This is a genomic window from Bombella pluederhausensis, from assembly GCF_026385525.1.
Taxonomy (GTDB): domain Bacteria; phylum Pseudomonadota; class Alphaproteobacteria; order Acetobacterales; family Acetobacteraceae; genus Bombella; species Bombella pluederhausensis.
On the sequence record NZ_JANIDY010000001.1, the window covers coordinates 494,784 to 517,586 of the forward strand.

A 22,803-nucleotide genomic window follows, 5' to 3' on the forward strand; every position below is an offset into this window, starting at 1 on the left:
TTGATGCTGGCCTCTTTATAGAGCATCCTGCACAAAGACGGAATGTGCAGGACTGTCAAATCATTTCGGTATCGTGAAAAAACAGTAAAGTGTGCCGGGCAGGGCATGGGGAATGGGTGAGAGTGCGATGACAGGCATACAGGCACAGCTGGCACTGGACCTGCAACAGGATCGCCCCTTCTCGGCAGAGCGCTTCATTGCGGGGTCGTCCAATGCTGCGGTGAGGGCATGGCTGGCTCGGCCACGCTGGCCAGAGAGTCGGCTTTGGGTCTGGGGGCCGTCAGGGACAGGCAAAAGCCATCTACTGCATGTCTGGGCACGCCAGAACAGGGCTGTGCATTTCGAGGCTGCTGCTCTTGCTTGCGATAGTGATGGGGCTCTGCTCGTGGAAGGGCAGATGCTGAAGCCGGGAACAACGCCTTTTGTCATCGATCATCTGGAAGGGCTGACGAGTGAAGTGGCCCTGCTGCATTTGCTCAACCGTGCTCATGCGGTCGGGCGGCGCGTGCTTATGGCGGCCCGGCATCCACCGGCTCGTAAGGATTTTCATCTACCTGATCTTGCGAGTCGTCTCCGGGCCACGGTCACGGCGGGGCTGGAGGAGCCAGAGGATGAGCTGAGGGCGACCTTGTTGCTGTCTTTACTGGCGGAGCGTCAGCTTGTCGTGCCACAGTCGGTTACGGACTGGCTCTGGCGGCGCCTTCCACGAACAGGCGATGCGCTCGTGCAGGCCGTCCAGAGACTGGATGAAGCGGCCATGGAGCGAGGCAGTGCCATTAGCCGTTCTCTAGCAACTGACGTGCTGTGTGATCTCTTTGATGAAGAAGAATGACAGGGCAGCCATGACAATAGAGCATAATCATGCTGAAGTTCGCCTTTGTATAGGCGCAGAGGCTACCTAAGGTGGACCTTAGCATCTGGAGAGGAGATGAAATAGTCTATTAAGAATCATTATGTTGTCGTAGAAATCATTTATGTGTGATGACGGGCAGGATATTAGCCCGCCAGCAAGTTGGTTGAGGAGAGTATCGTGTCTGAAACGGGTAGTTCTGAGTTTATTGAGACAACGATGGCAAGCGGCGCGCTGCATAAGAAGCATCACGCCCGCTACATAAACCGGGAACTTGGATGGCTGGACTTCAACCAGCGTGTTCTTGATGAGGCCGAGAATCCGGCAACCCCACTGCTGGAGCGTCTGCGTTTTCTGTCCATCAGTGCCGGGAACATGGATGAGTTTTATGCTGTTCGTGTTGCTGGTCTGGTCGATCAGCTGCGTGATGGCACTGGGAAGAAAAGCCCCGAAGGTTTGACGCCCGCTCAGCAGCTGGATACGGTGCGGCGTCAGGCATGGCATCTTCAGCAGGAACAGCAGCGCATCTGGGGCGCTATGCTGGACGAGTTGGAAGAGTCTGACATTCTGCTGAAGAATGTCGAGAAGCTACACCATCACGATCAGGAATGGCTGACGACTTATTTCGAAAAGCAGCTTTTCCCCGTCCTCACCCCGCTGACGCTGAATCCGACTCATCCGCTGCCGTTCATTTTCAGTGGTGGACAGGCTCTGGTGCTCCGCTTGCGGGAGCCGAAGACGAGCCATCACGTTATGGATGGTATGGTGGTTCTGCCCGCACAGCTGCCCCGTTTCATCCGTCTGCCTGACAAACATGACACAATCCGTTTTGTCATGCTGGAAGATGTCATTGCTCATTTTGCAAAGCGTCTTTATCCGGGGCTTCATGCGACCCGTGTGAGCGTGCTGCGCATCGTTCGGGATCTGGATGTTGAGCTTGAGGAAGAAGCCGAAGACCTGCTGAACACCTTCGAGAAGGCCGTGAAGGAACGCCGGCGTGGCGCCTGCATCCATCTGGAAGTGGATGGTCACCTGCCGAAGCATCTTCTTCGCAAGCTGGGTGTCGCCAAGGATGAGGTGGTTCACCTCTCAACCATGGTTGGCGTTGGCGATGTGAAGCAGCTTATCGTTTCTGACAAGCCGGAACTTCTGTTCAAGCCATATCATGCCAGCATTCCGCAGCGTGTGCTGAAGCATGATGGTGACTATTTTGCTACGATTCGTGAGCAGGATCTGGTCGTTCATCATCCGTATGAAAGCTTCGACACGGTCGTTCACTTCCTCCAGCAGGCTGCTCGTGACCCGGATGTTCTGTCCATCAAGCAGTCCATCTACCGTACGTCACATGACAGTCCGATTGTGGATGCACTGATTGAAGCTGTTGAAGCTGGTAAGTCTGTCACGGTTGAGGTTGAGCTGCGTGCCCGCTTTGACGAAGAAGCCAATATTCGTCTGGCTCGTGCTCTGGAGACCAGAGGCGTGCAGGTCGTGTACGGTCTGGCGGCCTATAAGACGCATGCCAAGATGATTCTCGTTGTGCGCCGGGAAGGGGACCATCTTCAGTCCTACGCCCATTATGGTACGGGTAACTATCATCCCAGCACCGCCAAGATTTATACCGATATTTCCTACTTCACCTGCAATCCCGTCCTTGTTGACGACTGCGCCCGGCTATTCAACTGCATCACGGGTGCGGCCGTGCCGGAACTTCATGCGGTGGCTTTCTCCCCGCTTACCATCCGTCCAACGCTGGAAAAACTGGTGCGGAACGAGATGGATCATGTCCGTGCTGGGCGCCCGGGGCAGATCTGGCTGAAGATGAACAGCCTTGTGGACAGGAAGCTGATCGATCTGCTCTATGAAGCCTCACAGGCTGGTGTGCAGATTACGGTTGTGGTGCGTGGCATCTGCAGCCTGCGCCCCGGTGTTCCGGGTCTTTCCGAGAGAATTGAAGTACGCTCCATCGTAGGACGTTATCTGGAACATGCCCGCGTCTTCGCCTTTGGTGATGGTCATGAACTGCCGTCCGATAACGCCAAGCTGTTCATTGCTTCGGCTGACTGGATGAAGCGGAACATGGACCGCCGCATCGAGGCCATGGTGCCGATTACCGATAAGGACGCCCACGCTCGTATCCTTGGGGAAATCCTGTTCACGAACGTTCATGATACGCTTCAGACATGGACAATGCTGCCAAATGGTGGCTGGAAACGTGTCGAACCGGGTCCCACTCCGCTTTCTGCACATAATTATTTTATGGAAAAAGCATCTGCTTCAGATAAAGAGGCAGGAGTTCCGGCGAATCCCCAGCCGGACCCCGCAGAAGCTCCGGCGAATCATCAGCCGGTCTCTGAAGATGCTCCGGCAATTCCTCAGCCGGACTCCCATGAAGGGGAAGGGCCTGTGAAGGAGGCGTAAGAATGGTGCATACGGCAGCGAAGTGGGAGGGACGGCAGTCCCGTCGTGCTGCGATCGTAGACCTTGGCTCAAACTCTGTGAGGATGGTGGTGTATGAGGGCGTAGCCCGTAATCCTGTCCCCATCTTCAATGAGAAAGCTACCCTGCGCCTTGGCGCAGGGCTTGAGGCCACGGGAATGCTGAGTGAAGAAGGCATAGCCCGTGCTTTGGAGGTGCTCGCCCGCTATCAGGCGATCGGCCAGGCCATGAAGGTGGAACCTTTTGACGTTCTGGCGACTGCTGCCGTAAGGGATGCTCATAATGGGGCGGACTTTGTTAAGGAGGCCGTAGCCCGTATGCCAGAGGCCCGCTTTCGTGTGCTGAATGGTGAGGAGGAAGCGGATTATTCTGCTGCTGGTGTGCTCTGTGCCCTGCCCGATGCAGATGGCGTGGTGGCCGATATTGGCGGTGGCTCGCTTGAGCTGATCCGTGTGAAGAACGGTTCCTATTTTGAGGCTGGAACAACACCGCTTGGGGTTATCCGCCTCAGGGAGCGTTCGGAAGAAGACCTGGGCAATGCTGGCAAGATTGCCAGAAAGACGCTAGCAGATGTGTCATGGCTGGAGACGGTGGCAGGTAAGCCGCTTTATCTGGTCGGAGGGGCCTTCCGTGCTCTGGCACGTCTCCACATAGCTCGTATGAATTACCCCCTGAACATGGTTCATCTGTTCCGGCTTAGCCGGGCAGAGGCTGAGGAGATGGTGGAGTGGATCATCGGGGCTAGCCGCAAGCAGATGGAAAAGGTCGGCAATGTGCCTCGTAAGAGGATGGTCGATGCTCCTTTTGCTGCTCAGGTTCTTCTGGCCCTTCTTGAACAGACCGATGCGCAGGAGGTTGTCTTCAGTGCGGAAGGTCTGCGGGAAGGCTGGTACATGCGGGAAGTTGCTGCCTCGGTAGCTGATGAGAACCCCATGGAAGCTTTGGCTCGAGAGATGGCCGGGCGACTTGGTCGTAACGCCTCTCTGGCAGAACCATTGATTACATGGGTGGCTCCAGTCTTCCTGACTGGGCTGGACTGGGTAGAGGATTCATTTCTGGCGGCACAGCTTCGGCTGGCCTGCATCATTTCTGATATTGGGTCATATGATCATCCACAATATCGGGCTGAGCAGACCTACCGGCGTGTTCTGTACTGTCATGGTGTGGGATTCTCGCATGAATCACGGGCCTTCCTCGCTCTCGTGCTGGCCGTGCGGTATGAGGTGAACCGGGATGACCTCGTGCTTGAGCCATCCCGCTGCCTGCTGAGCAAGGAACGGTTTGAAGCCGCCGTTCAATTAGGGTTGGCTTTGCGTCTGGTCTATACGCTGTGTGCCGGTACAGAAGTTCTTCTGGAAGGTACGCATCTGGCCATGAAGGATGATAAGCTGGTGCTCAGCCTGCATGGCAGCCGCTTGCGGTCTGGTGGCAGTGCCATCTCACGTCAGCTTGAGCGTCTGTCTGAAGCGCTCGGTCTTAAACCTTCATTGAGGTAACGGGCGTGTCATCTGGGTGGAAGCAGCACCGTCATGGGAGCTGCTTCCATGCACGGCCTGTTATCTTTTCTCTGGTGAGCTGTGTGTTTCTGTTGGCGGTTATCGTGCCGCCTGTCCTATCCAGCTTGCATCATCAGAGCGGCGCATTATGGCGGGTTGTGGAGCGTTGTGCTCGTACGCCGGATCATAAGCCCTGCAAGATTTATAATCCGCAGAAAGGTTTTGTCCTGTACAAGGTCAAGGCTGGTAAGGGGCAGTATCTTTTGCTGCCCACTCGGCGGTTGCTGGGCATTGAGGAAGATGCCCTGCTGGAAGCGGACACTCCTAATTATCTTCAGGCTGCATGGGCTCATCGGGCGCTTGTCGGTGAGGCTTATGGCCGGTTCATCCCGGATGATCGCCTTTCTTTGTCCATCAATTCCCGCACGATACGGAGTCAGGAACAGTTGCATGTTCATATTGACTGTCTGCGGGCGGATATACGCCAGATACTGAATGGTCTGGAGGGTAAGGGCGAGCAGGGTGAGGTGCTGCTACGAGGGCACCAGTATCACTGGCGACTTGTACCATCCCTGACGCCATCGCCGCTTCTGGGAGATTCTTTCTTCCCTGCTGGAGCAGATAGAGCAGAACGTGGCTATTATGGTCTGGTTGTTGCCCCGTTGCATGGGCACTTCCTGCTGTTGCGTAGTCGTGCTTATGGGTTGAACTGGGGCTTTACTGAGGAATTGCAGGACCATCGCTGCACCCTCTGACGCTGGAAGCCACGTCAGTGTGGTTGGCGGAGCGGAGCAAGAAGGCGGTTGAGATAGTCCAGCTCACTTTGGGGGCGGGTACGGTCAGATGCACGGCGTTGCAGCTCACGCTCAATATCATGGGCACGATTACGCTCATGATCCGGGATATGGGCATCAGAGTCAGGGCTATCATCCATTTTCCGGCCTAGCGGGTCCTGATTGTCCGGCTGCTTTTCATCTTCATCCTGACTGTCATCATCCTGTCCACTATTCGGGTCATCATCTGGCGAGGCGGAGCTGGCCCCGTTCTGTTCATCTGGAGAGCTGGAGGAGGATGGGGGTGGAATGAAACCAAGCTTTCCCTTGCTCCCTTTACTGGCCTCAGACTGGTTCTGGCTCATCTCATGGCGGGACTGGGATAGGTCGTTCAGAACTGTTTGAATGTCTTTGACGCTCTTGTCATCTTGGCGGGTGGCGAGGCTTTTCAGAACCTGCCCCATATCTTTCTCTGCTTTCAGAAGGTTGGGCATCTTCTTTTTTGTCAGCGTTTCGCCACGATGGTTGAGCGTTTTGGCTAGAAGGCGCAGAGCATATTGCGTTGCATGATCCTGCTGGCGATCATCGGCGTGGCGCAGGAGAGCGGTTTGATCAAGCGTTGCGGCCTCGGAGGGCGTATTATTATTCGTGGAGGGAGCAATTCCTAGCTGGCTGAGTAGCTCCGCTGTGGACATCTGAGAAACGTCTTTGTGCTGGGTCGTGCTATCCGGGCTGGGCAGTTCGGAGGAGAGGCGTTTTTGTGCTCTGTTCAGAAGGTCCGTTTCCTGTCGAATAAGGTCCCGCAGGGCGAGGCGCTGCGTGCGGGCTTCTGCCTGTGCCTGCATGGAAGCAGCCAGAGCCTGCATGTCGGGTAGAGTAGCCTGCCGGAGCTGTTCGGCTGGTTCTACCATATTGCGGAGATGTTCCAGCGCCTGAGCCGTGTGCCCAGCCAGAGCATCAGACTGAACCTGCCCGGCAAGGTGAATCCACGGCATGCCTTTCCCGCCCGGCATGGGCATGACCAGCCCGTTCTGGCTCGCCTTCTGGAAGATGAAGGCCATGTGTCCATCCAGAGCAGTCTTCAGACTTTCGAGCTCGTCATGTAGCGTCTGTTGTTCCGCCGAAGGAGGAGGAGCTGGCTGCTGCCCCAGCGCCAGAAGATGCAGCCTGATTGCATTCTGCAAGGCCCGTATATGCAGCATGGAGGCTGCAATTTCCTGACCAGACTGTGAACGGTCTTCTGCATAGAGCGCCATGAACCAGAGTTGTTCACTCAGGGTGCTGGCTGACATGCCGTTATGGGCGGCTCTCTGGAGAAGAACAAGTGGCAGAGAAAGATCGGTGGGGAGAGGCAGTTCCGTCAGAAGGCTGAGGCGGTGGGCAATTTGTTGCGGGGTTACCCGCTTCGTAGCGATGTCCAGACGCAGGTCAAGCAAGGCACGGCTAAGCGGCTCGTGGAAAGGGCGATGGCCAAGCCGGAATGTCTGAGGCTGGGAGCAGCTCTGTTTGCCGGAACCGCTACGGGCACAGAGCGTGCCGACAGCATTAAGGCCAGCAAATGGGCTATCCGAGAGGTCCAGTCGTGTTTCCCCCTTGGCCTTGGAGGGCTGCTTCTCAAGAGGGAGAGGGACGGTCAGGGTATATGCAGGATCAGGTTGGTGAGCAGGGGGAATGATAGGCTGTAGCTGGACTTCCAGTGTTGCTACGCCATGTGGTTGGGTAACGGACCATGGGAAGCTGGTGTACCAGCTTTGTGCCTGTGCACCGGCCTTGCCTGTCCAGTGGACATCCGGTGGTGTGTCGGCGCTGATCTGGAGAGTCCAGCGTCCTAATCTGCGCCCCCTGATGGAAAGGCTTATGGTACCGCTCTGTTGCAGCGTGCTTTCAAGCTGCCAGTTCCCATTTTGCAGATGGATCCGTTTGGCATGGGCGGGGCCATGAAGGGAAGGACGCCCCGCAGGCGCTTCCACAATTACATGAAGCTGGGCACCTTCCGGTAGGGAAAGCGGCGCTTCAGCGCGGGATGTGAGAAAAAGCGGCGGGCCGGGTGCATAGGCTGGCCGGTCAATCCATGCCTGCATGGCGGGTATGGGCGTGGCGTCATCATCCGTGCCGGGAATGAAACCTGCCTTCAGCCGGAGGCCGGTGTGAGGCCCGGCGAAACAGCCAAGAATAAAGAGGCAGAGCACGACCAGAATGCCCGTTATCCGGCCTGGCCAGTGCGGGAAAAGGTGCGGAGGATGAAGCTTGAGCGTCTCCAGCGAAGCAAGAAGTCTTTGCCGGTGGATGGTCCAGAGCTGATTTTCCCGGTTTTGCTGTGCTTCGGAGAGACCTTCAGGAAGGGCTGGATTGTCTGTCAGGGTAGCCAATGGAGGGAAACCAAGGCCGGAATCTCGTTCAATCCGTTGGTCGATCTGTTTCAGGGAGGGGCGCTGGAGGTGGTAGATGCGCCGGATCACCCAGCCGGAGAGGATTCCGAAGCTGGCAAGTTCCAGCAGAACATGAAGCCAGTCTGGTAGAGATTGGGGCAGGTGAAGAAGGGCTGCACATCCCCATAGCCCCGCCAGCAGAACAGGCCAGCGGACAAAGTGCCAGCATTGTTCCATCCGTAACCGGCGGTAAGCCTGCCGTTTGATACGGGTAAAACGGGGAGGGAGAAGGGCAGCCTTCACGGTATCAGGTGTGGAGCAGCCAGTCGGGGACGGCTTCCTGTGCGAGGAGCTCATCGAGAGTCTGGCGTTTGCGGATGACTGCCTGTTTCCCGCCGCCAATCATGACCTGCGCAGCAAGAGGGCGTGAGTTGTAGGTGGAACTCATGACCGTGCCATAGGCTCCCGCATCCAGTAGGGCCACCAGATCGCCCTTTTTCAGCGGGGGTAGGTGGCGCTGACGGGCGAAGATGTCGCTGCTTTCGCAGATAGGGCCAACCACATCCACGACATCCCCGGCCTCCATGTTTTCAGGCGTGTGGAGGGGGAGGATACCGTGCCATGAATCATACATAGCGGGGCGGACGAGGTCATTCATTCCAGCATCAATGATGATAAAGCGGCGGGCAGCGTCTTTCACGTCAATGACACGGGCCAGAAGGACGCCGGAAGGCGCAGCCAACCAGCGGCCCGGCTCGATATGCAGCTGCACATCCAGATCACCCAGCGTCTCGGCAATGACCTCTGCCAGCATGGAAGGAGGCGGGGCCGTTTCGTCACGATAGGGGATGCCCAGCCCGCCGCCGCAATCAATGTCGCTGATACGCAGCCCATCTGCCCGGAGGGTATGGACCAGAGAAGCAATGCGTTCATAGCCTTTGCGGAATGGGCCATCCGTTACCATCTGGCTGCCCAGATGCACGGCGAGGCCGACCAGCTCCACACCGCTCATTTCCGTCTGAGTTTTGCGGTAAAGGGCAGGGATGACATCATGAGCGATGCCGAATTTGTCTTCTGCCCGCCCGGTCGTGATCTTGCTGTGGGTCTTGGCGTCAATATCTGGATTGACCCGGAAGGCAATGCGGGCACGGCGCTGCATTTTGCGGGCAAGCGCATCAAGACGATGTAGCTCCTCCACGCTTTCAACATTGATCTGACCGATCTGGTGCTGAACAGCCAGCTCGAGCTCCTCATCCGTCTTGCCGATGCCTGAAAAGACGATGTCCTGTGCTTTGATACCTGCTGCAAGAGCACGACGCAGCTCACCACCGCTGACGACATCAGCCCCGAAGCCGCACTGTGCCAGAACAGTCAGGCAGGCCTGATGATCCTGTGCTTTAACAGCAAAATGGCAGTGAACGGGCAGGTTCCGTGCCTTGAAAGCGTCTTTCAGGGTGTTAGCACGGTGGCGTAGCGTATCCGCACTGATGACCCAGCAGGGGGTACCGTGCTGGCTGGCGATGTCTGTCAGGGAAGTGCCATCCATGACCAGTCCCTTGCTGCCTTCGTAAGACAGATTGGGGTGGTTTTTCAGGAGGGGCTGGAGGGTCGGATCGGGACGTGTCGAAGTCATGAGCGCATGATTACAGATCGGCAGCAGAAATGGAAAGGTGCAACCCGCAGGAAACAGCGCTGGGCCACCAAACATTTATGACAAAAATCGCTCACCATGTCATAGCCGGAATTGGCTTGTGCAAGGCGGTATAAATTTTCGGGAAGGAGTATGGTGCACCCGAGAGGACTCGAACCTCTAACCCCCAGATTCGTAGTCTGGTGCTCTATCCAATTGAGCTACGGGTGCAGTACCGGATAACCGGCTATGAAACACTGTGGTGCACCCGAGAGGACTCGAACCTCTAACCCCCAGATTCGTAGTCTGGTGCTCTATCCAATTGAGCTACGGGTGCGCCGTGTTGAGGAGGCTTCTATCCGGAATGGGCAGGGGGCGCAACCCCGCTGAAGAAGTTTTTTTTAAATATTTTCCAGCGGGATGCGTTCACAGGGCTGCTCAGCGGCGTGTGAGCGAGACATGAGCACGGCAGCGGGGAGAGGTGTAGGTACCGCCAATAGCCGTACCGACCGGATAGCCGCTGAATGTCTGCCGGTATGGTTTGCCGTTCATGCCTTTATCGACCAGCTCTGCGAGATAATGCTGCTGGCCCTTCTCATAGGTGCCCTTTAGCGTGGAGGAGCTCATGCCGGGATTGAAGACAATCTCATGCCCACGGATGCGCAGGGAGGATACATCACTGGTTGGGCAGATGCCCTGCTCGGTGACGAGCTTGCCCATCCACAGGCCATAGGGATCAGTCGCTGGGTCTGAAACCGAGGAACAGGCCCCCAGAGTGCAGAGACCGATGAGACAGGTGAGAAAAGCGGGACGCATGCGCGGTTCCTGAATGTAGGTTTGAGAGTGCAGTCCACCACAGAAATATTTTCCAAAGGGTAAAAACCAGTGGAGAATAAGGATGACGTTGGCGGTCTATCGTCCTATAGAGACTAGCACGAATTGAACATTGTGCCATATCCAGCAGGCGAGGCCCGGAACTTGACGCAGAAACACGCAGACACCCTTCAGCAGCTTGATGAAACCCTCCATGAAGACCGTATCCTGATTCTGGATTTCGGTAGTCAGGTAACCCAGCTGATTGCCCGCCGTGTGCGGGAAAGCGGGGTTTATTGTGAGATCTGGCCGTTTACGTCTTCACTGGAGAAAATTCGCAGTTTCAATCCTCGTGGCATTATTCTGTCTGGCAGCCCGGCCAGTGTGCATGACGATAATGCCCCGACCCTGCCGGAAGGGCTTCTGGAGCTGCATCGCCCTATTCTGGGTATCTGCTACGGCCAGCAGGTTCTCTGCCATACGCTGGGTGGCCGTGTGGAAACACATGAGCATCGTGAGTTTGGTCGTGCCTATATTGATGTGGCCGAGGAATGTGCGCTGTTCCATGGCCTTTGGGCACAGGGCGGGCGTGAACAGGTATGGATGAGCCACGGCGACCGTGTGACGGCATTGCCGCCGGGCTTTAAGGCCGTGGCTTATTCTGAAGGCGCTCCATTCGCCATCATCGCTAATGAGGAACGCCGCATCTATGGGGTGCAGTTTCACCCGGAAGTGGTGCATACGCCGCATGGTGCCGAGTTGATCCGTAACTTCACGCATGACGTGGCTGGCTGTTCTGGCACGTGGACGATGGCCGGTTTCCGTGATTTGGAAATTGCCCGCATCCGTAAGCAGGTGGGTGATGGCAAGGTGATCTGTGGTCTTTCCGGTGGTGTGGATAGTTCCGTGGCCGCCAAGCTGATTCATGATGCCATTGGGGACCAGCTGACCTGCATTTTCGTTGATCCGGGCATCCTGCGTGCTGGTGAAGCCGATGAGGTGGTAAAGACCTTCCGTGATCGCTTCAATATCCGTCTGGTCCATCGCGATGCGTCCGACCTGTTCCTTGGCGAGCTGGCTGGCGTGACGGACCCGGAAGTGAAGCGCAAGACCATTGGTCGCTTGTTTATTGAGGTTTTCGAGCAGGAAGCTGCCAAGCTGGGCGGGGCGCAGTTCCTTGCACAGGGGACGCTGTACCCGGATGTGATTGAGAGTGTCAGCTTCAATGGCGGGCCGTCCGTGACCATCAAGTCCCATCATAATGTGGGCGGTCTGCCGGAGCGTATGAACATGGAGCTGGTCGAGCCGCTGCGTGAGCTCTTTAAGGACGAGGTCCGTGCGCTGGGTCGTGAAATTGGTGTGCCGGAGCATATTGTCGGGCGTCATCCGTTCCCCGGGCCGGGGCTGGCCATCCGTATTCCCGGTGACATCACCCGGGAGAAGCTGGACCTCCTGCGGAAGGTGGACAGCATCTATCTGGAGGAAATCCGCAAGGCTGGCCTGTATGACGAAATCTGGCAGGCTTTTGCCGTTCTTCTGCCGGTCCGCACGGTCGGCGTGATGGGCGATGGCCGTACTTACGATCAGGCCTGCGCTTTGCGTGCCGTTACCAGCACGGATGGCATGACCGCCGAGGTCTATCCCTTCACCTTCGAGTTCCTCAACCGTGTTGCTGGCCGCATCGTGAATGAGGTGCGTGGCATCAACCGTGTCACTTATGACATTACCTCCAAGCCGCCGGGCACGATTGAGTGGGAGTAATCTCGCGTCTGGCATAGGGTGGCATTACCCGGCATGAAAGTGCCTTAAAGCCCGTATTTCTGCGGGCTTTTTTGTTTTTGGTCCGGTATTGTCTGGCACCGGATGGTGTTGCTCAGTGGTGGTTTTCCGACGCCTTCCATACCTTGCGATATAGATAGTCTGTTTATAGTTTTAGCGGCAGGACTTGCGCCAATTTTTCATTGGTGCTACTGAGCAAAACCCTCAATTCGTATTAGGTAATGATTATAGGTGAGTAGGCAATTGTGCCCGCCACTCGCTCATCAGGATCAGCGTGCCTTCGACAGTCTCACCATTATTGACTAGCTTCAGCTCGCCTTCTGGTGTGGTTTCGTCCCATTGGAAATGTTCAGAGAGAAACGATAGTGCTTCGCGCTTATAAGCCGTATCGAGATTGTCGAGCTGATCGCCCTTGGTTTCCAGCACCGTGATCCGATTGGCTTCTTGATCCTTCCGTACGGCGAAGATGAAATCGGGATAGATTTTTGCTTTCTTCCATCCTTGGATGCCGTATTGTGTCCGGGCGACGTTGCGGTGCCACCAGGTCAGTGTTTTTTCTCCATCGAGATATACGGCCACATCCTGCTCGTCTCTGTTCAGTTCATTTTCGTAGACAGGCGCAAACAGGCTTTTTTCTAGTGGACCGCCAGCCCGGTTCAGAAGCTGGCGAGTATTTTCCGGTTCGGTGGTTTCGATGTTGAATGGCATCCGCCAGTTGCGACCATCGAGCCGCAGTCGGAACTGGATGCTGCCTGCCGTCACTTTAGTTTTGAACAGGGCTTCGGCACGTTTATCTCGCGCGGTATCGAGGCCCTTTCGTAGTTCTTCCACAATCAGGCTGGAGAGGAGGCCAAGCCGTGCATGGTCGAAACCCCTTGCCCGTAGGGCGGCTATCATTGCGCCAACAATCTCGCGGCCGACGAAGGGATTCGGTACGATGTCCGAGATCATTCGGACAGTGTGGGCCGGATCGAAGGCAAGTATTTCCGTGTTTGCGGCGACCATCTCGCCGACGAGCAGTTCATCGCCGTCATCGGCAAGCCTGATCCGCTGAAGCTGGCTCTCCGCCGCTTGCGCATTTTCAGGCACCCGTTCCGCAATGGCTTGTGGATCGAAGCCGCGCCAGTCAATAGCCGAGAGAATGTCGGTTTCGCAATCCAGCTCGCGCGCTTGTCCGCCTTCCACGATCATCACTTTGGGCAGATAGATGTCTGTTTTGGCAAATTCGGGACGACGTGTGATCAAACGGGTAGCCTTGTCTGTACTGCTCTTGTCGTCCTGCGTCACGCGAAGCACCAGATCGCCAAGGCCGTCCTGTTCCAGGCCTTCTTTGATTGCGCCGACAACCGAGGCCGTGTCGGCATGATGAGTGATGATGTGACATTCATCGAGCGCTTCTATGCCGGTCTTGAGCGCACCGGGCTGACGTAGGACGCGACCGACAAGCTGCGTCATAGCCTTCAGGTTGGAACTGGCCGCTAGGCTGCACAGTACATAAGCGAACGGGCAATCCCAGCCCTCTTGCAGCGCCTGTTTCGTGATGATGGCACGGACACGGTTGGTTGGCGACAAAAGGTCCTGATTCTCAGGATCACTCAGATCGTTCTGTTGCGCTGTCTTGATGGCGATTTCGGCCTCATCGAAGCCCGTTGTCAGGAGCCACTCCTTCACGTCTTCGGCGTGGATATGGCTGCTTTCCCGCTGATCCGCGCCTGTGCGCTCGACCTGAATCAGCATGATGGGCCGAATATAGCGGCCCGTCTCAGCACATAGCTTTCGGGCCTCGGCATCAAGCGCGCTCAGCTTGGCGACCGCCGCGTTCAGCGTCGCCTTCCAGTCATTGCCCTGCCGGGGGTCAAGGTTGAGCGGCATTTTGATCATACCTTCCCGGTCCAGCTCGCGCCCGGTCACTTCCACAAGCACATTGGCATAGCGAGCGTCACGCGGGTTGCGACCACCGCGCGGCTGCACATCCTGCGGCGTGGCCGTCAGTTCCAGAACGAAGCAGGGGTTGAAGCCATAGAGCGTGCTGAAGGCGAGGTCCGATACCGCCCGGTGTCCTTCATCCATCACGACGACGGGCCGGATGATGCGCAGTGCGTTGCCTAGAGAGTCTTTGATCATCAGCCATGCCGGGCCGCCATCAGCCAGATCATAGACGGACAGGTTGGGGATAGCGTTTTTCAGTACGTCATGTGCTTCCTGTTCGCCTTCGTCCGGCGTGAACCCACACACGTCGCCCCGATCCTGAAACATCTTCAGCGAATCTTGCGTCTCACGGTTCGCAGACTGCAGCATCAGCAGCATGACGCAGAGATTGTTTTCCACGTCTCGCGCATCGAGACGGTCGGTTTTTTCCATGATCATCACGCGCCCCGCCGCTGCACGGTCGAGTGCCTGGCGATAGGGGTGCTGGCGATCTTTCAGGCACTTGAGCGTCTGCGTGTAGATCGCCTCGTTTGGCACGATCCACAGCACGAAGCCGGTGTTGCGGTCGAGATAGCGGCCCATCACCCGTGACACGGCAGAGATGGCGAGCCACGTCTTGCCGCCGCCAGTTGGTACTTTCAGCACGGCATTGGGTATGGGCCGGTTGCAGCCGTCCATGCGCGGCGAGAATGGAATCGCCGTGCGGGAAGCGGGTAGCTTACCCGCCCCCTTCAGGGCTTCCCAAGCCTCCTTGGTGAAATCCGGCACGGGGATCTTGAGATGCGGCTTGCTGGCCGCCAGTTCCGCAACCTCGTCGGCCTCCTTCTTCCGGTTTTTTAGACGGTCTAGATAGGCGTCGAGAATGGAAAGCACGCGTTCCTGGTAATCGAGCTGTCGAAACATGATGATCAGCTCCGGTCAATCTGGTAGAGTGCGAAGGGCAACGGTACGAACTCCACGGGAATATTCTGTTCTGCAAGCATCTTCTGGCTTACGAAGCGCGCCGGGGCGAAGACTAGGTGCCGCATGGTCGGATCGGTAGTGGCGAACGTCTTGGCACGCGCCAGCGTTAGTGCTGCTTCTGGTGACTTTAGCCAGTCGAGGTCGGGCTTGTAGATCAGCCAAACATGCTGCCCCTCGGTTGCACCGAGATAGAAGTCGTCCTCTCGCACAGCGGTGGGGACGAGAGCGTGATTGGTTGCCATGTGGAATAGCACTGCGCCAAGACCGGTGTACGAGGGCAGGGTTTCGCCACTCAATACCTTGTCCAGTTCAACCGGATCGCCAAGCGTGCAGTATGTGAAGGTGCCACCAAGGCCAGAGTGGGATGGTTCCTGATCTGCGCCCGGAATCCCACTTTGCACGCGCGCGACGCGCTCTCGGGTCAGCTCATCCGCGTAGTGTTCTCCCTCAACTAGAATGAAACGGCGTTGACCACCATCCTTCGCATTGAGTTTCATAACTGAATGCGCTGTCGTTCCCGATCCTGCAAAACTGTCTAAGACAAGGGAATCTTTTCTTGTCGCATACGAGAGAATCTTATCCACCAATTGAGTCGGTTTGGGATTGTCGAATGCTTTTGCTCGCTCGGGGAATAACTGCCGAAGCTCGTAGGCCGCCGTGCGCCCATCCAACTCAATCACACTCGGAAGCTTATCTAGAAAATCTTTCGCATAAACCTTTATTTCAATGATCTTCTCATGGTTGTCACCAAACAAAATTTTGTCATTGGCGAGTAAGTCTCGCATCGTTTCTTCGGAAAAGCGATATCCCATTAGTGGTTGCTTGCACGGCTTTCCGGTCTTTGGGTGCATCACGTCATAGCGATAGCCCTCTCTGCCCGGGTTGTGCACGCTCTGACTTCCCGTGTAGATCCCATCGGCATCAATATACTTGTATCGGTCAAGCGGCCAAAGCTCGCTTTTATGTTCGCGAAACCATGCAGTATATGCCGCCTGCATTTCTTCCGGGGTCGGATGTTCAGCCGCAAACTCGGAGCCTACACGGACAAGCAGGTCTTTTACGTCAGAGAACTGAGACTTCCATACTTTTTCGACAGAGTCCTTATCCTTGGAGAAACACACGATATATTCGTGTTCAACGGCGATCCGCGTGGGATTGTTATCGGTCACGTTTTTCCAGACGATAGTGCCGATCCAGTTTGATGGGTTTCTGGAAAGCTCGTCGAGCATGAGCTTCATGTTGTATAGTTCGTTGTCATCTATGCAGATGAAAATGACCCCATCATCGGAAAGCAGATCGAAAAGTAGTCGCAGACGCGGCCACATCATGGCGCACCATTTGTCGTGGCGCAGGCCATCTTCGATGTTGATAGGATTGGATGCCAGCCATTCTCGGATCATCGGAGCATTGACGTTATCATTGTAGCACCAGCCCTCGTTTCCGGTATTATAGGGCGGGTCGATAAAGATGCAGTCCACCTTCCCCGCATAGAGCGGTAGAAGCGCCTTCAGTGCGTGCAGGTTGTCGCCCTGAATAATGAGATTGCCGTCAAGGGCAACCGGTCCGATCCCCTTTTTGGGATGTGGCACGAGCGGGCGGAAGGGCACGGCGAGGTGGTGGTTGTAAACGAACTCTTTGCCCTTGAAGCTCAGCTCAGTCATGATGATTCCCAGATGTATGCATGGTAATATTGCCGACCGGGGCACGGGATGCCTCGATTGCAACAAGCCGCTGATATTCCTCGACGGCGAGGACAACGACAACCGGGCGACCGTGTTTTTCGATTACTACGGGTTCAGCCCGAGCGGTGTCGATCAGCCGTCCAAAATTGTATTTTGCGTCCTTGGCAGATTGCGTTTGCATGGCGGCCCTTGCCAGTTAGTTATTTGTGGCCATTTTGGCTAGAATGGTCATTTTTGACAAGGTCTATGTTGCTTAATATTTTTATCCAGCATGGAGTTTTTCATGGCATTACCAATTTAAAAAATAACAACTTTTTGATTTATAACATATCAATAATGGAGCGGGAGTTATGCGGGCCTTTTTCAGGTGTAGGGGTTTTTGTCCAGATAGCCCATTGTCCGGCCCATAGCATCTGCAAGACGGATGACATTGGGGCGGGACGCTGCAAACAGTTCCGGTTCTATGAGCATGATGTGATGGCCGTCATGTCGGAGTTTCTGGAACAGTGCAATCCCGTGATAGGGGAGCCATCTGGAACGTCGTTTGTACTCAGGGTAAAGCCTCAGCCCCAGTACAGGAAGCTTTTTGGTATGGATGGTGGCCCGGATGCTCCGGGGGAAGAAGTGTCGTTCCCATTGCAGTTCCGCAGCAGCGGCCTTTACGGCCCTGTATTCAGCCAGAGCGCATCTGGCTTCATGCTGGAAGTGATCAGGCATGACGGTGGTGTAGATGGACGTTCCTGGAAGGTACACCGCCACCTGTCATAGAAGCGTCCGAATTCTTCCGCTTTTGGGGCCAGGACCTGAGACATGTCGTGCAGGTGCAGGGTGTCATCAGCCTTCATGCATCTGATTTCGGCCTGCAGGGCGTTGAGATAGGCAATAGCTTCCACGTTGGTGTTGGCAAAGGGCATGGCATAGAATGTTGAATTGGCAATGATATGGAGGATCAGGCCGGGGGCCTAATGGGCAGAAACCAGTCTGGACAGATCGGCCAGATTGGAAAGGGTGACCATCTCTCCCAGTGTGCAGGTCGTGGCCTTGAACCGTTTCACGGGATCGGCGATGATGCAGAAAATGGGGAGAATGATTTCAATGGGCGTCCTGCCTGACAGCAGTTGGTTACAGCCTGTTCTCAATGAGGTGACGTGGCACAAAAGACCGGCGGGAATTGAACTGGAAGCCCCCGTGCTTGAGAATGTGCGGAATGCCCTTTACGGTGCCCGCTGCGTTGGCCTCAGCAAGCAGCCTAGTTTCATCAAGTTCTCTTTTTGTTACGTATTCCTGTCTCAGCCGCTCCTGAAAAACAGGATCGGTATTTACGGGGATTGAAGAAAGGTCTGGTGCCTGTTCTGGCCATGGATGGTTATTCAGGGCAGAGGGGCTGAGTCCCTCACCGTTACGACCGATGTCAATATAATGGGACGATTTTGTCATCATGCGTCTTCCCTGTCTGGAGAGTGACGGAATATGGCCTGGAATAATGCCACCATGAACAGGACCACCATTCCCACAGCGGCATAATTAATCCATTCCCACCCAACGCCCTTTAACGTCACCCCGCCAGCAAAACAGCCGATGGCAGTACATAGAGCCGTGACGAACTCACTGAGCCCCTGCGCACCTGGCCTATATTCTGTATGTGGAATTGCCGCCACCAGCAGCGTAGAGCCTGAAACGAACAGGATATTCCAAGCCAGCCCTAACAGGAAAAGAGAGAAAAACAGCTCGTAAGCGTTATTGAACATCACGTTGAGCAATGCCACACCCAGTATGAGAACCAGTCCCACCATGATGGCAATAGAGCTTCCTGCACGATTATAAAGCCAGCCGGAGAGGGGCGAGCTGCTGAACATGGCAAACAGATGCGCCATCATCATTTCCGAGACGAAGTCTACATCATGCCCTTGCTGGAGGATGTGAATGGGCGTGATGCTCATGAGAACCATCATGACGCTATAGGACAGGGCATTCGTGGCTATGGCAAGCAGATAAGAGCGCCGTTCCCTCGGGGGGATCTGACGGAGAAAATGCAGGCTGATTTTCCGTCTGCCCTGAAGATGAACCTGCCGAGGCCTATCTTTCAGTCCGAACATAAGGACGACCGAAAGCAGCGCCAGAGCGGCGACGATGAGATAAGCCCCAGAGTGGGGAAGGCCGGGGATGAGGTCATCCCCCAGATAGGCAAGAAAAGGCCCCAGAAGGCTGGCGATGACGCCACCAGAGAGAACCGTGGCGATGCTTCTGGCTCGTGCCGTATCAGTCGTAGTATCATCAGCCGCAGCGAGGCGGTAATATTGGGCGAAAGCTTGAAACACGCCTACCGCTGCCGTCCCGCAGCAGAAAAGAGGAAAGCTATGTGTTGCCAGAGCTTGGAAAGAAGTCAGCCCGCCTATCGCTCCAGCTAAGGCCCCCAGTATGAAGCCTGCCCTGCGGCCCAGTCTGCCCATGAGGATCGAGGCAAAAAAGGTCGTCAGACAGGCCACAAGAGTGATGAGCGAATAAGGTAGCGTGGCAAATGTCTTGTCCGGGGTGAGCTGGTAGCCCACAACACCCGTCAGCGTCAGGTCAATGGAGAACGCCGCCGTGAAAAGTAGCTGCCCCAGAAACAGGATTGCGAGGCGGTATCGACTGGTTCGAAACATGACCATGTCTCCCTCTGGCCCCATTGTTGCCCTTGGTTGTGGTATAAATATGGTCTGGCCCGTAGGGGATGAGATGACGGAATGATGGTGTCACGCTTTTCTGGCAGGGCAGGGTTGCTGCCCATGAGCGTATTTTTTGAACATAAGAGGGGGAATACGGCTTGCTCAAATGGCTATCCCTTGGCAGGGATAAGGGGATGAGAGTACCTGTTTCCTTTTCCCATATGCGGCTTGTGCAGGGGGTGTTGCCTGTCATGGCAGTGGCCCTTCTTGCAGCCATGCCCGCCCATGGGAGCGCAGCGGAACGGGATGACACTCATAAATCCCATCATCCCCATCATCATGGAAAATCGCATGAGCACGCTCGTGCGGCAGGCAAGGCCCGTACTCACGAAGCAGCGCCCCGGCATGAAAGAGCTGCCCAGCACAAAGCCGCTGCTGCCGCTACGGCAGCCGGAGCAGCGAAAGCGGCGCAGCCAGCTCAGCCGCCCGTGCCCGACAATGTCGGAACGGAGACGAAGCTCCCTCTGCCACGCTATGCTTCCATGCGGGCGGACCGCGTTTATATGCGGCGGGGTCCGGGCGAGCGTTACCCGATCGATTGGGTCTATCATCGCCGTGGATATCCCGTGTTGATTGAACGGGAATTTGGCGTCTGGCGTCTTGTGGAAGATCAGGATGGCCAGAAAGGCTGGGTACATCAGGTGACGCTGCATGGCAGCCGTTCCTTTATCATACCCGGTTCCGTGTCCTATGATGGGGATGCGTCTAAAGTTTCGACCACGGGTCATGCTGATTCCCGCATTGTGGCATATATGCCAGTGGGAGAGGTGGCACGGGGCCAGAATCATGACGTCCCTCTGATGAGTTCGGACAAGCCGGACCAGACGATCGTTGCCCTGCTGGAGCCGGGTGCGATCGGTAAGATCAAGGCTTGTCCACAGGGCTCATCATGGTGTCATGTCACAGTCAGGGGCTATGACGGGTGGATTGAACGCCGCCTGTTATGGGGGGTTCAACCCGGTGAAATCATTCAGCCTGACTGAACAAATGAAAAGTCGAGGAATGTTATGACAGCCAACATCCATCATCGCCGCACTCGGATTGTTGCGACCCTCGGGCCGGCATCAGAAACCGCTGAGCAGATCCTTAATCTTGCCAAGATTGGCGTGAATGTTTTCCGCCTGAACTTCTCCCATGGTGCTCATGATGAACACGCTGCCCGTCACAAGGCCGTGCGTGAAGCTGAAGCAAAGCTGGGTCGCCCGCTGGCCGTTCTGGCTGACTTCCAGGGCCCGAAGCTGCGTGTTGGTGTCTTCAAGGATGGTCCTGTCCAGCTGAAGGTCGGTCAGAAGTTCACTCTGGACCTGGACAAGACCCCCGGTGATGCTCACCGTGTCAACCTGCCGCACCCGGAAATCATCGGGGCTGTTGATGTCGGTCACCGCCTGCTGCTGGATGACGGCAAGCTGGCTCTGCGTGTCGTCAAGAAGCACAAAGAAGCGCTGGAGACGGAAGTTCTCGTAGGCGGCAAGCTCTCCGAGCGTAAGGGCGTGAACGTTCCTGACGTTGCCCTGCCGATCCCGGCCCTTACAGAGAAGGATCATAAGGACCTTCAGTTCGCCCTTTCTATCGGTGTGGACCTGATCGCCCTTTCCTTCGTGCAGCGTCCGGCTGACATTCAGGAAGCCCGTGACATCGTCAAGGGCCGTGCATGGATCGTCACGAAGCTGGAGAAGCCGCAGGCTGTTGAGTGCCTCGATGAGATCATCCGTCTCTCCGATGCGCTGATGGTTGCCCGTGGTGACCTCGGTGTCGAGCTGCCGGCTGAGGATGTGCCGGTCATTCAGAAGCGTGCCATCAACGAAGCCCGCCGTCAGGGCCGTCCGGTCATCGTGGCAACGCAGATGATGGAAAGCATGATCAGCAGCCCGGTTGCGACCCGTGCTGAAGTCTCCGATGTGGCCAATGCCGTTTATGATGGCGCCGATGCCGTCATGCTCTCCGCTGAGAGTGCTGCCGGTTCCTTCGGTCCGGAAGCTGTGGCAACCATGGCCCGCGTGACCTCCCGTGTGGAGCAGGACCCGGAATGGCGTGCCCGTATGGACCGTATGCGCCCGGTTTCCGAGCACACGATTCAGGGTGCACAGGCCAAGTCTGCGTTTGATGTGGCTCGTAATGCCCGTGCGTCTGCTCTGGCCGTGCATACAGAGAATGGCCGTAGCGCTGTTCTGGTCTCCCGTGAGCGTCCGCATGAGCCGATTGTGGCCCTGACGAACGAAACCATTTCCCGCCGCCTGTGTGTGGTCTGGGGTGTGTTCCCGAAGGTTGTGTCCAGCAAGGATGACGTGAAGGCCGTTGGCGAATTCGCCAAGGATGGCGAGCATGTGGTTCTGCTCGACAGCTCCAAGAACCTGCGCATCGTCAAGGCCTGATCTTTGGTGATGCTTTCTCTGTCCCTTTGATGGGTTTTCCATCAGGGGGATAGGGGACAAGAAAAAGCCCGGCAGCCTGATCACCTGCCGGGCTTTTTTTGTGCTCTGTCAGGGGTTGTTATTGCTTGGTGAGGCCCTGTCTCACATGCCGTCCTCTGTGAAGCCTATCCATGATGGTTTCCACATCCTCATTCTGGATGGCCTCTGCCATGCGGTGGGCATCTTCCTCAAATCGCTTGAAGGTAGCGAGGAGGATCTCCTTGTTTGTCAGGAAAATATCCCGCCACATGATCGGGTCAGACGCTGCAACGCGTGTGAAGTCCCGGAAGCCGGAGGCTGCGTATTCCAGCACATCGGTCTGAAGATCAGTTGAAAGCCGGTCTGCCGTATTGCAGATGCTGAAGGCCAGTAGATGGGGCAGGTGGCTGACAATGGCGCAGACCTGATCGTGATAACGGTCTGTCATCTGCCGGGTGCGGGCACCGCAGCGCTGCCAGAATTTTTCCATCGTGGCGATGGCTTCGGGTGCCGTGCCTTCCGGGGGAACGAGCAGTGTCCAGCGGTCTTCAAACAGGGTGGGGAACCCGGCATCGGGGCCAGAATATTCCGTTCCGGCCATGGGGTGAGCCGGAACATAGCTGACACCATCTGGCAGCAGGGCGCTGATGTCCGGCCCCAGCGTGCTACGGACAGAGGCCACATCACTGAGGATGCTGCCTGCCTTCATGTGGGGCAGAATGGCTTCGGCCACCGGCCTGATGGCCCCTGTCGGAATGCAGAGGATGACAGCATCGGATTTTGCTGCCGCTTCTGTCAGCGAGGCTGTGACCTCATCAGCAATACCGAGTTCTTCCACACGGTTCAGGACATCGGCTGAACAATCGGCGGCAATGAGATGGCGGGCCAGCGTGCCCGTCTGTCGAGCGCGGCGGAGAATGGACGAGCCGATCAGTCCGGGGCCGACAATGGTCAGGGTATCGAAAAGAGGGGCATCAGCCATGAG

At 56.3% G+C, this 22,803-nt stretch carries 17 protein-coding genes and 2 tRNA genes; 7 read left to right on the top strand and 12 right to left on the bottom strand.

The features are described 5' to 3' along the window. Positions 1-112 precede the first annotated feature (112 nt). The 4 genes from NQF86_RS02185 (at position 113) to NQF86_RS02200 (ending at position 5,537) form a co-directional block, all read left to right on the top strand. Positions 113-832 (top strand): DnaA/Hda family protein, encoded by a 720-nt coding sequence (locus NQF86_RS02185; protein WP_266115967.1) that lies wholly within the window; start codon positions 113-115, stop codon positions 830-832. A gap of 237 nt (positions 833-1,069) precedes the next feature. Beyond that, positions 1,070-3,268 (top strand): RNA degradosome polyphosphate kinase, encoded by a 2,199-nt coding sequence (locus NQF86_RS02190; RefSeq protein WP_266116443.1) that lies wholly within the window; start codon positions 1,070-1,072, stop codon positions 3,266-3,268. 2 nt (positions 3,269-3,270) lie between these two features. Continuing rightward, the gene (locus tag NQF86_RS02195) at positions 3,271-4,782 is read left to right on the top strand and encodes a Ppx/GppA family phosphatase (protein ID WP_266115968.1); all 1,512 of its coding nucleotides are present in this window, start codon (positions 3,271-3,273) and stop codon (positions 4,780-4,782) included. A 5-nt stretch (positions 4,783-4,787) separates the two neighbouring features. Next, positions 4,788-5,537 carry a CDP-diacylglycerol diphosphatase gene (locus NQF86_RS02200; protein WP_266115969.1) on the top strand — a complete coding sequence of 250 codons (750 nt, stop codon included), beginning with the start codon at positions 4,788-4,790 and terminating at the stop codon, positions 5,535-5,537. Between the two features lie 14 nt (positions 5,538-5,551). Here NQF86_RS02200 and NQF86_RS02205 read toward each other — a convergent pair whose 3' ends face one another. The 5 genes from NQF86_RS02205 to NQF86_RS02225 all read right to left on the bottom strand — a co-directional run bounded on the left by NQF86_RS02205 (position 5,552) and on the right by NQF86_RS02225 (position 10,370). Continuing rightward, entirely contained in the window at positions 5,552-8,281 is a 2,730-nt protein-coding gene (locus NQF86_RS02205) for a DUF4175 family protein (protein WP_266115970.1), read from the bottom strand. Continuing rightward, the gene (gene lysA / locus NQF86_RS02210) at positions 8,232-9,557 is read right to left on the bottom strand and encodes a diaminopimelate decarboxylase (RefSeq protein WP_266115971.1); all 1,326 of its coding nucleotides are present in this window, start codon (positions 9,555-9,557) and stop codon (positions 8,232-8,234) included. Before lysA ends, NQF86_RS02205 begins: the two co-directional genes overlap by 50 nt. A gap of 151 nt (positions 9,558-9,708) precedes the next feature. Continuing rightward, positions 9,709-9,785 (bottom strand) — tRNA-Arg (locus tag NQF86_RS02215). Between the two features lie 29 nt (positions 9,786-9,814). Continuing rightward, positions 9,815-9,891: transfer RNA gene (locus tag NQF86_RS02220), tRNA-Arg, on the bottom strand. 101 nt (positions 9,892-9,992) lie between these two features. After that, on the bottom strand, positions 9,993-10,370 hold the full coding sequence (locus tag NQF86_RS02225; RefSeq protein WP_266115972.1) for a hypothetical protein: 378 nt from the start codon (positions 10,368-10,370) through the stop codon (positions 9,993-9,995). 162 nt (positions 10,371-10,532) lie between these two features. On the opposite strand from NQF86_RS02225, the gene guaA reads away from it, so the two are divergent. Beyond that, positions 10,533-12,128: a glutamine-hydrolyzing GMP synthase gene (gene guaA / locus NQF86_RS02230; protein WP_266115973.1), complete on the top strand. Its 1,596-nt coding sequence runs from the start codon at positions 10,533-10,535 to the stop codon at positions 12,126-12,128. A 243-nt stretch (positions 12,129-12,371) separates the two neighbouring features. On the opposite strand, the gene NQF86_RS02235 is transcribed toward guaA, so the two are convergent. From NQF86_RS02235 to NQF86_RS02260, 6 genes are all read right to left on the bottom strand, one after another. Next, a complete protein-coding gene (locus tag NQF86_RS02235; protein WP_266115974.1) occupies positions 12,372-14,978 on the bottom strand; it encodes a DEAD/DEAH box helicase in 2,607 nt (868 codons plus the stop codon). A gap of 5 nt (positions 14,979-14,983) precedes the next feature. Beyond that, a complete protein-coding gene (locus tag NQF86_RS02240) occupies positions 14,984-16,699 on the bottom strand; it encodes a site-specific DNA-methyltransferase (protein ID WP_266115975.1) in 1,716 nt (571 codons plus the stop codon). Beyond that, complete coding sequence (locus tag NQF86_RS02245) at positions 16,692-16,901, bottom strand: type II toxin-antitoxin system Phd/YefM family antitoxin (RefSeq protein WP_266115976.1); 210 nt, start codon at positions 16,899-16,901, stop codon at positions 16,692-16,694. The genes NQF86_RS02240 and NQF86_RS02245 overlap by 8 nt, the downstream gene beginning before the upstream one ends. A 182-nt stretch (positions 16,902-17,083) precedes the next feature. Continuing rightward, a complete protein-coding gene (locus tag NQF86_RS02250; protein ID WP_266115977.1) occupies positions 17,084-17,473 on the bottom strand; it encodes a hypothetical protein in 390 nt (129 codons plus the stop codon). 369 nt (positions 17,474-17,842) lie between these two features. Then, the gene (locus tag NQF86_RS02255; protein ID WP_266115978.1) at positions 17,843-18,160 is read right to left on the bottom strand and encodes a hypothetical protein; all 318 of its coding nucleotides are present in this window, start codon (positions 18,158-18,160) and stop codon (positions 17,843-17,845) included. Continuing rightward, the gene (locus NQF86_RS02260) at positions 18,157-19,365 is read right to left on the bottom strand and encodes an MFS transporter (RefSeq protein WP_266115979.1); all 1,209 of its coding nucleotides are present in this window, start codon (positions 19,363-19,365) and stop codon (positions 18,157-18,159) included. The genes NQF86_RS02255 and NQF86_RS02260 overlap by 4 nt, the downstream gene beginning before the upstream one ends. A 197-nt stretch (positions 19,366-19,562) precedes the next feature. Here NQF86_RS02260 and NQF86_RS02265 point away from each other — a divergent pair, with 197 nt between their 5' ends. Both NQF86_RS02265 and pyk read left to right on the top strand, forming a co-directional pair. Next, positions 19,563-20,411, top strand: coding sequence for an SH3 domain-containing protein (locus NQF86_RS02265; protein ID WP_266115980.1), 849 nt, complete (start codon positions 19,563-19,565; stop codon positions 20,409-20,411). Positions 20,412-20,435: 24 nt separating this feature from the next. After that, entirely contained in the window at positions 20,436-21,800 is a 1,365-nt protein-coding gene (pyk, locus tag NQF86_RS02270; RefSeq protein ID WP_266115981.1) for a pyruvate kinase, read from the top strand. A 118-nt stretch (positions 21,801-21,918) separates the two neighbouring features. Here pyk and NQF86_RS02275 read toward each other — a convergent pair whose 3' ends face one another. After that, complete coding sequence (locus NQF86_RS02275; RefSeq protein WP_266115982.1) at positions 21,919-22,800, bottom strand: prephenate dehydrogenase/arogenate dehydrogenase family protein; 882 nt, start codon at positions 22,798-22,800, stop codon at positions 21,919-21,921. Positions 22,801-22,803: the final 3 nt, after the last annotated feature.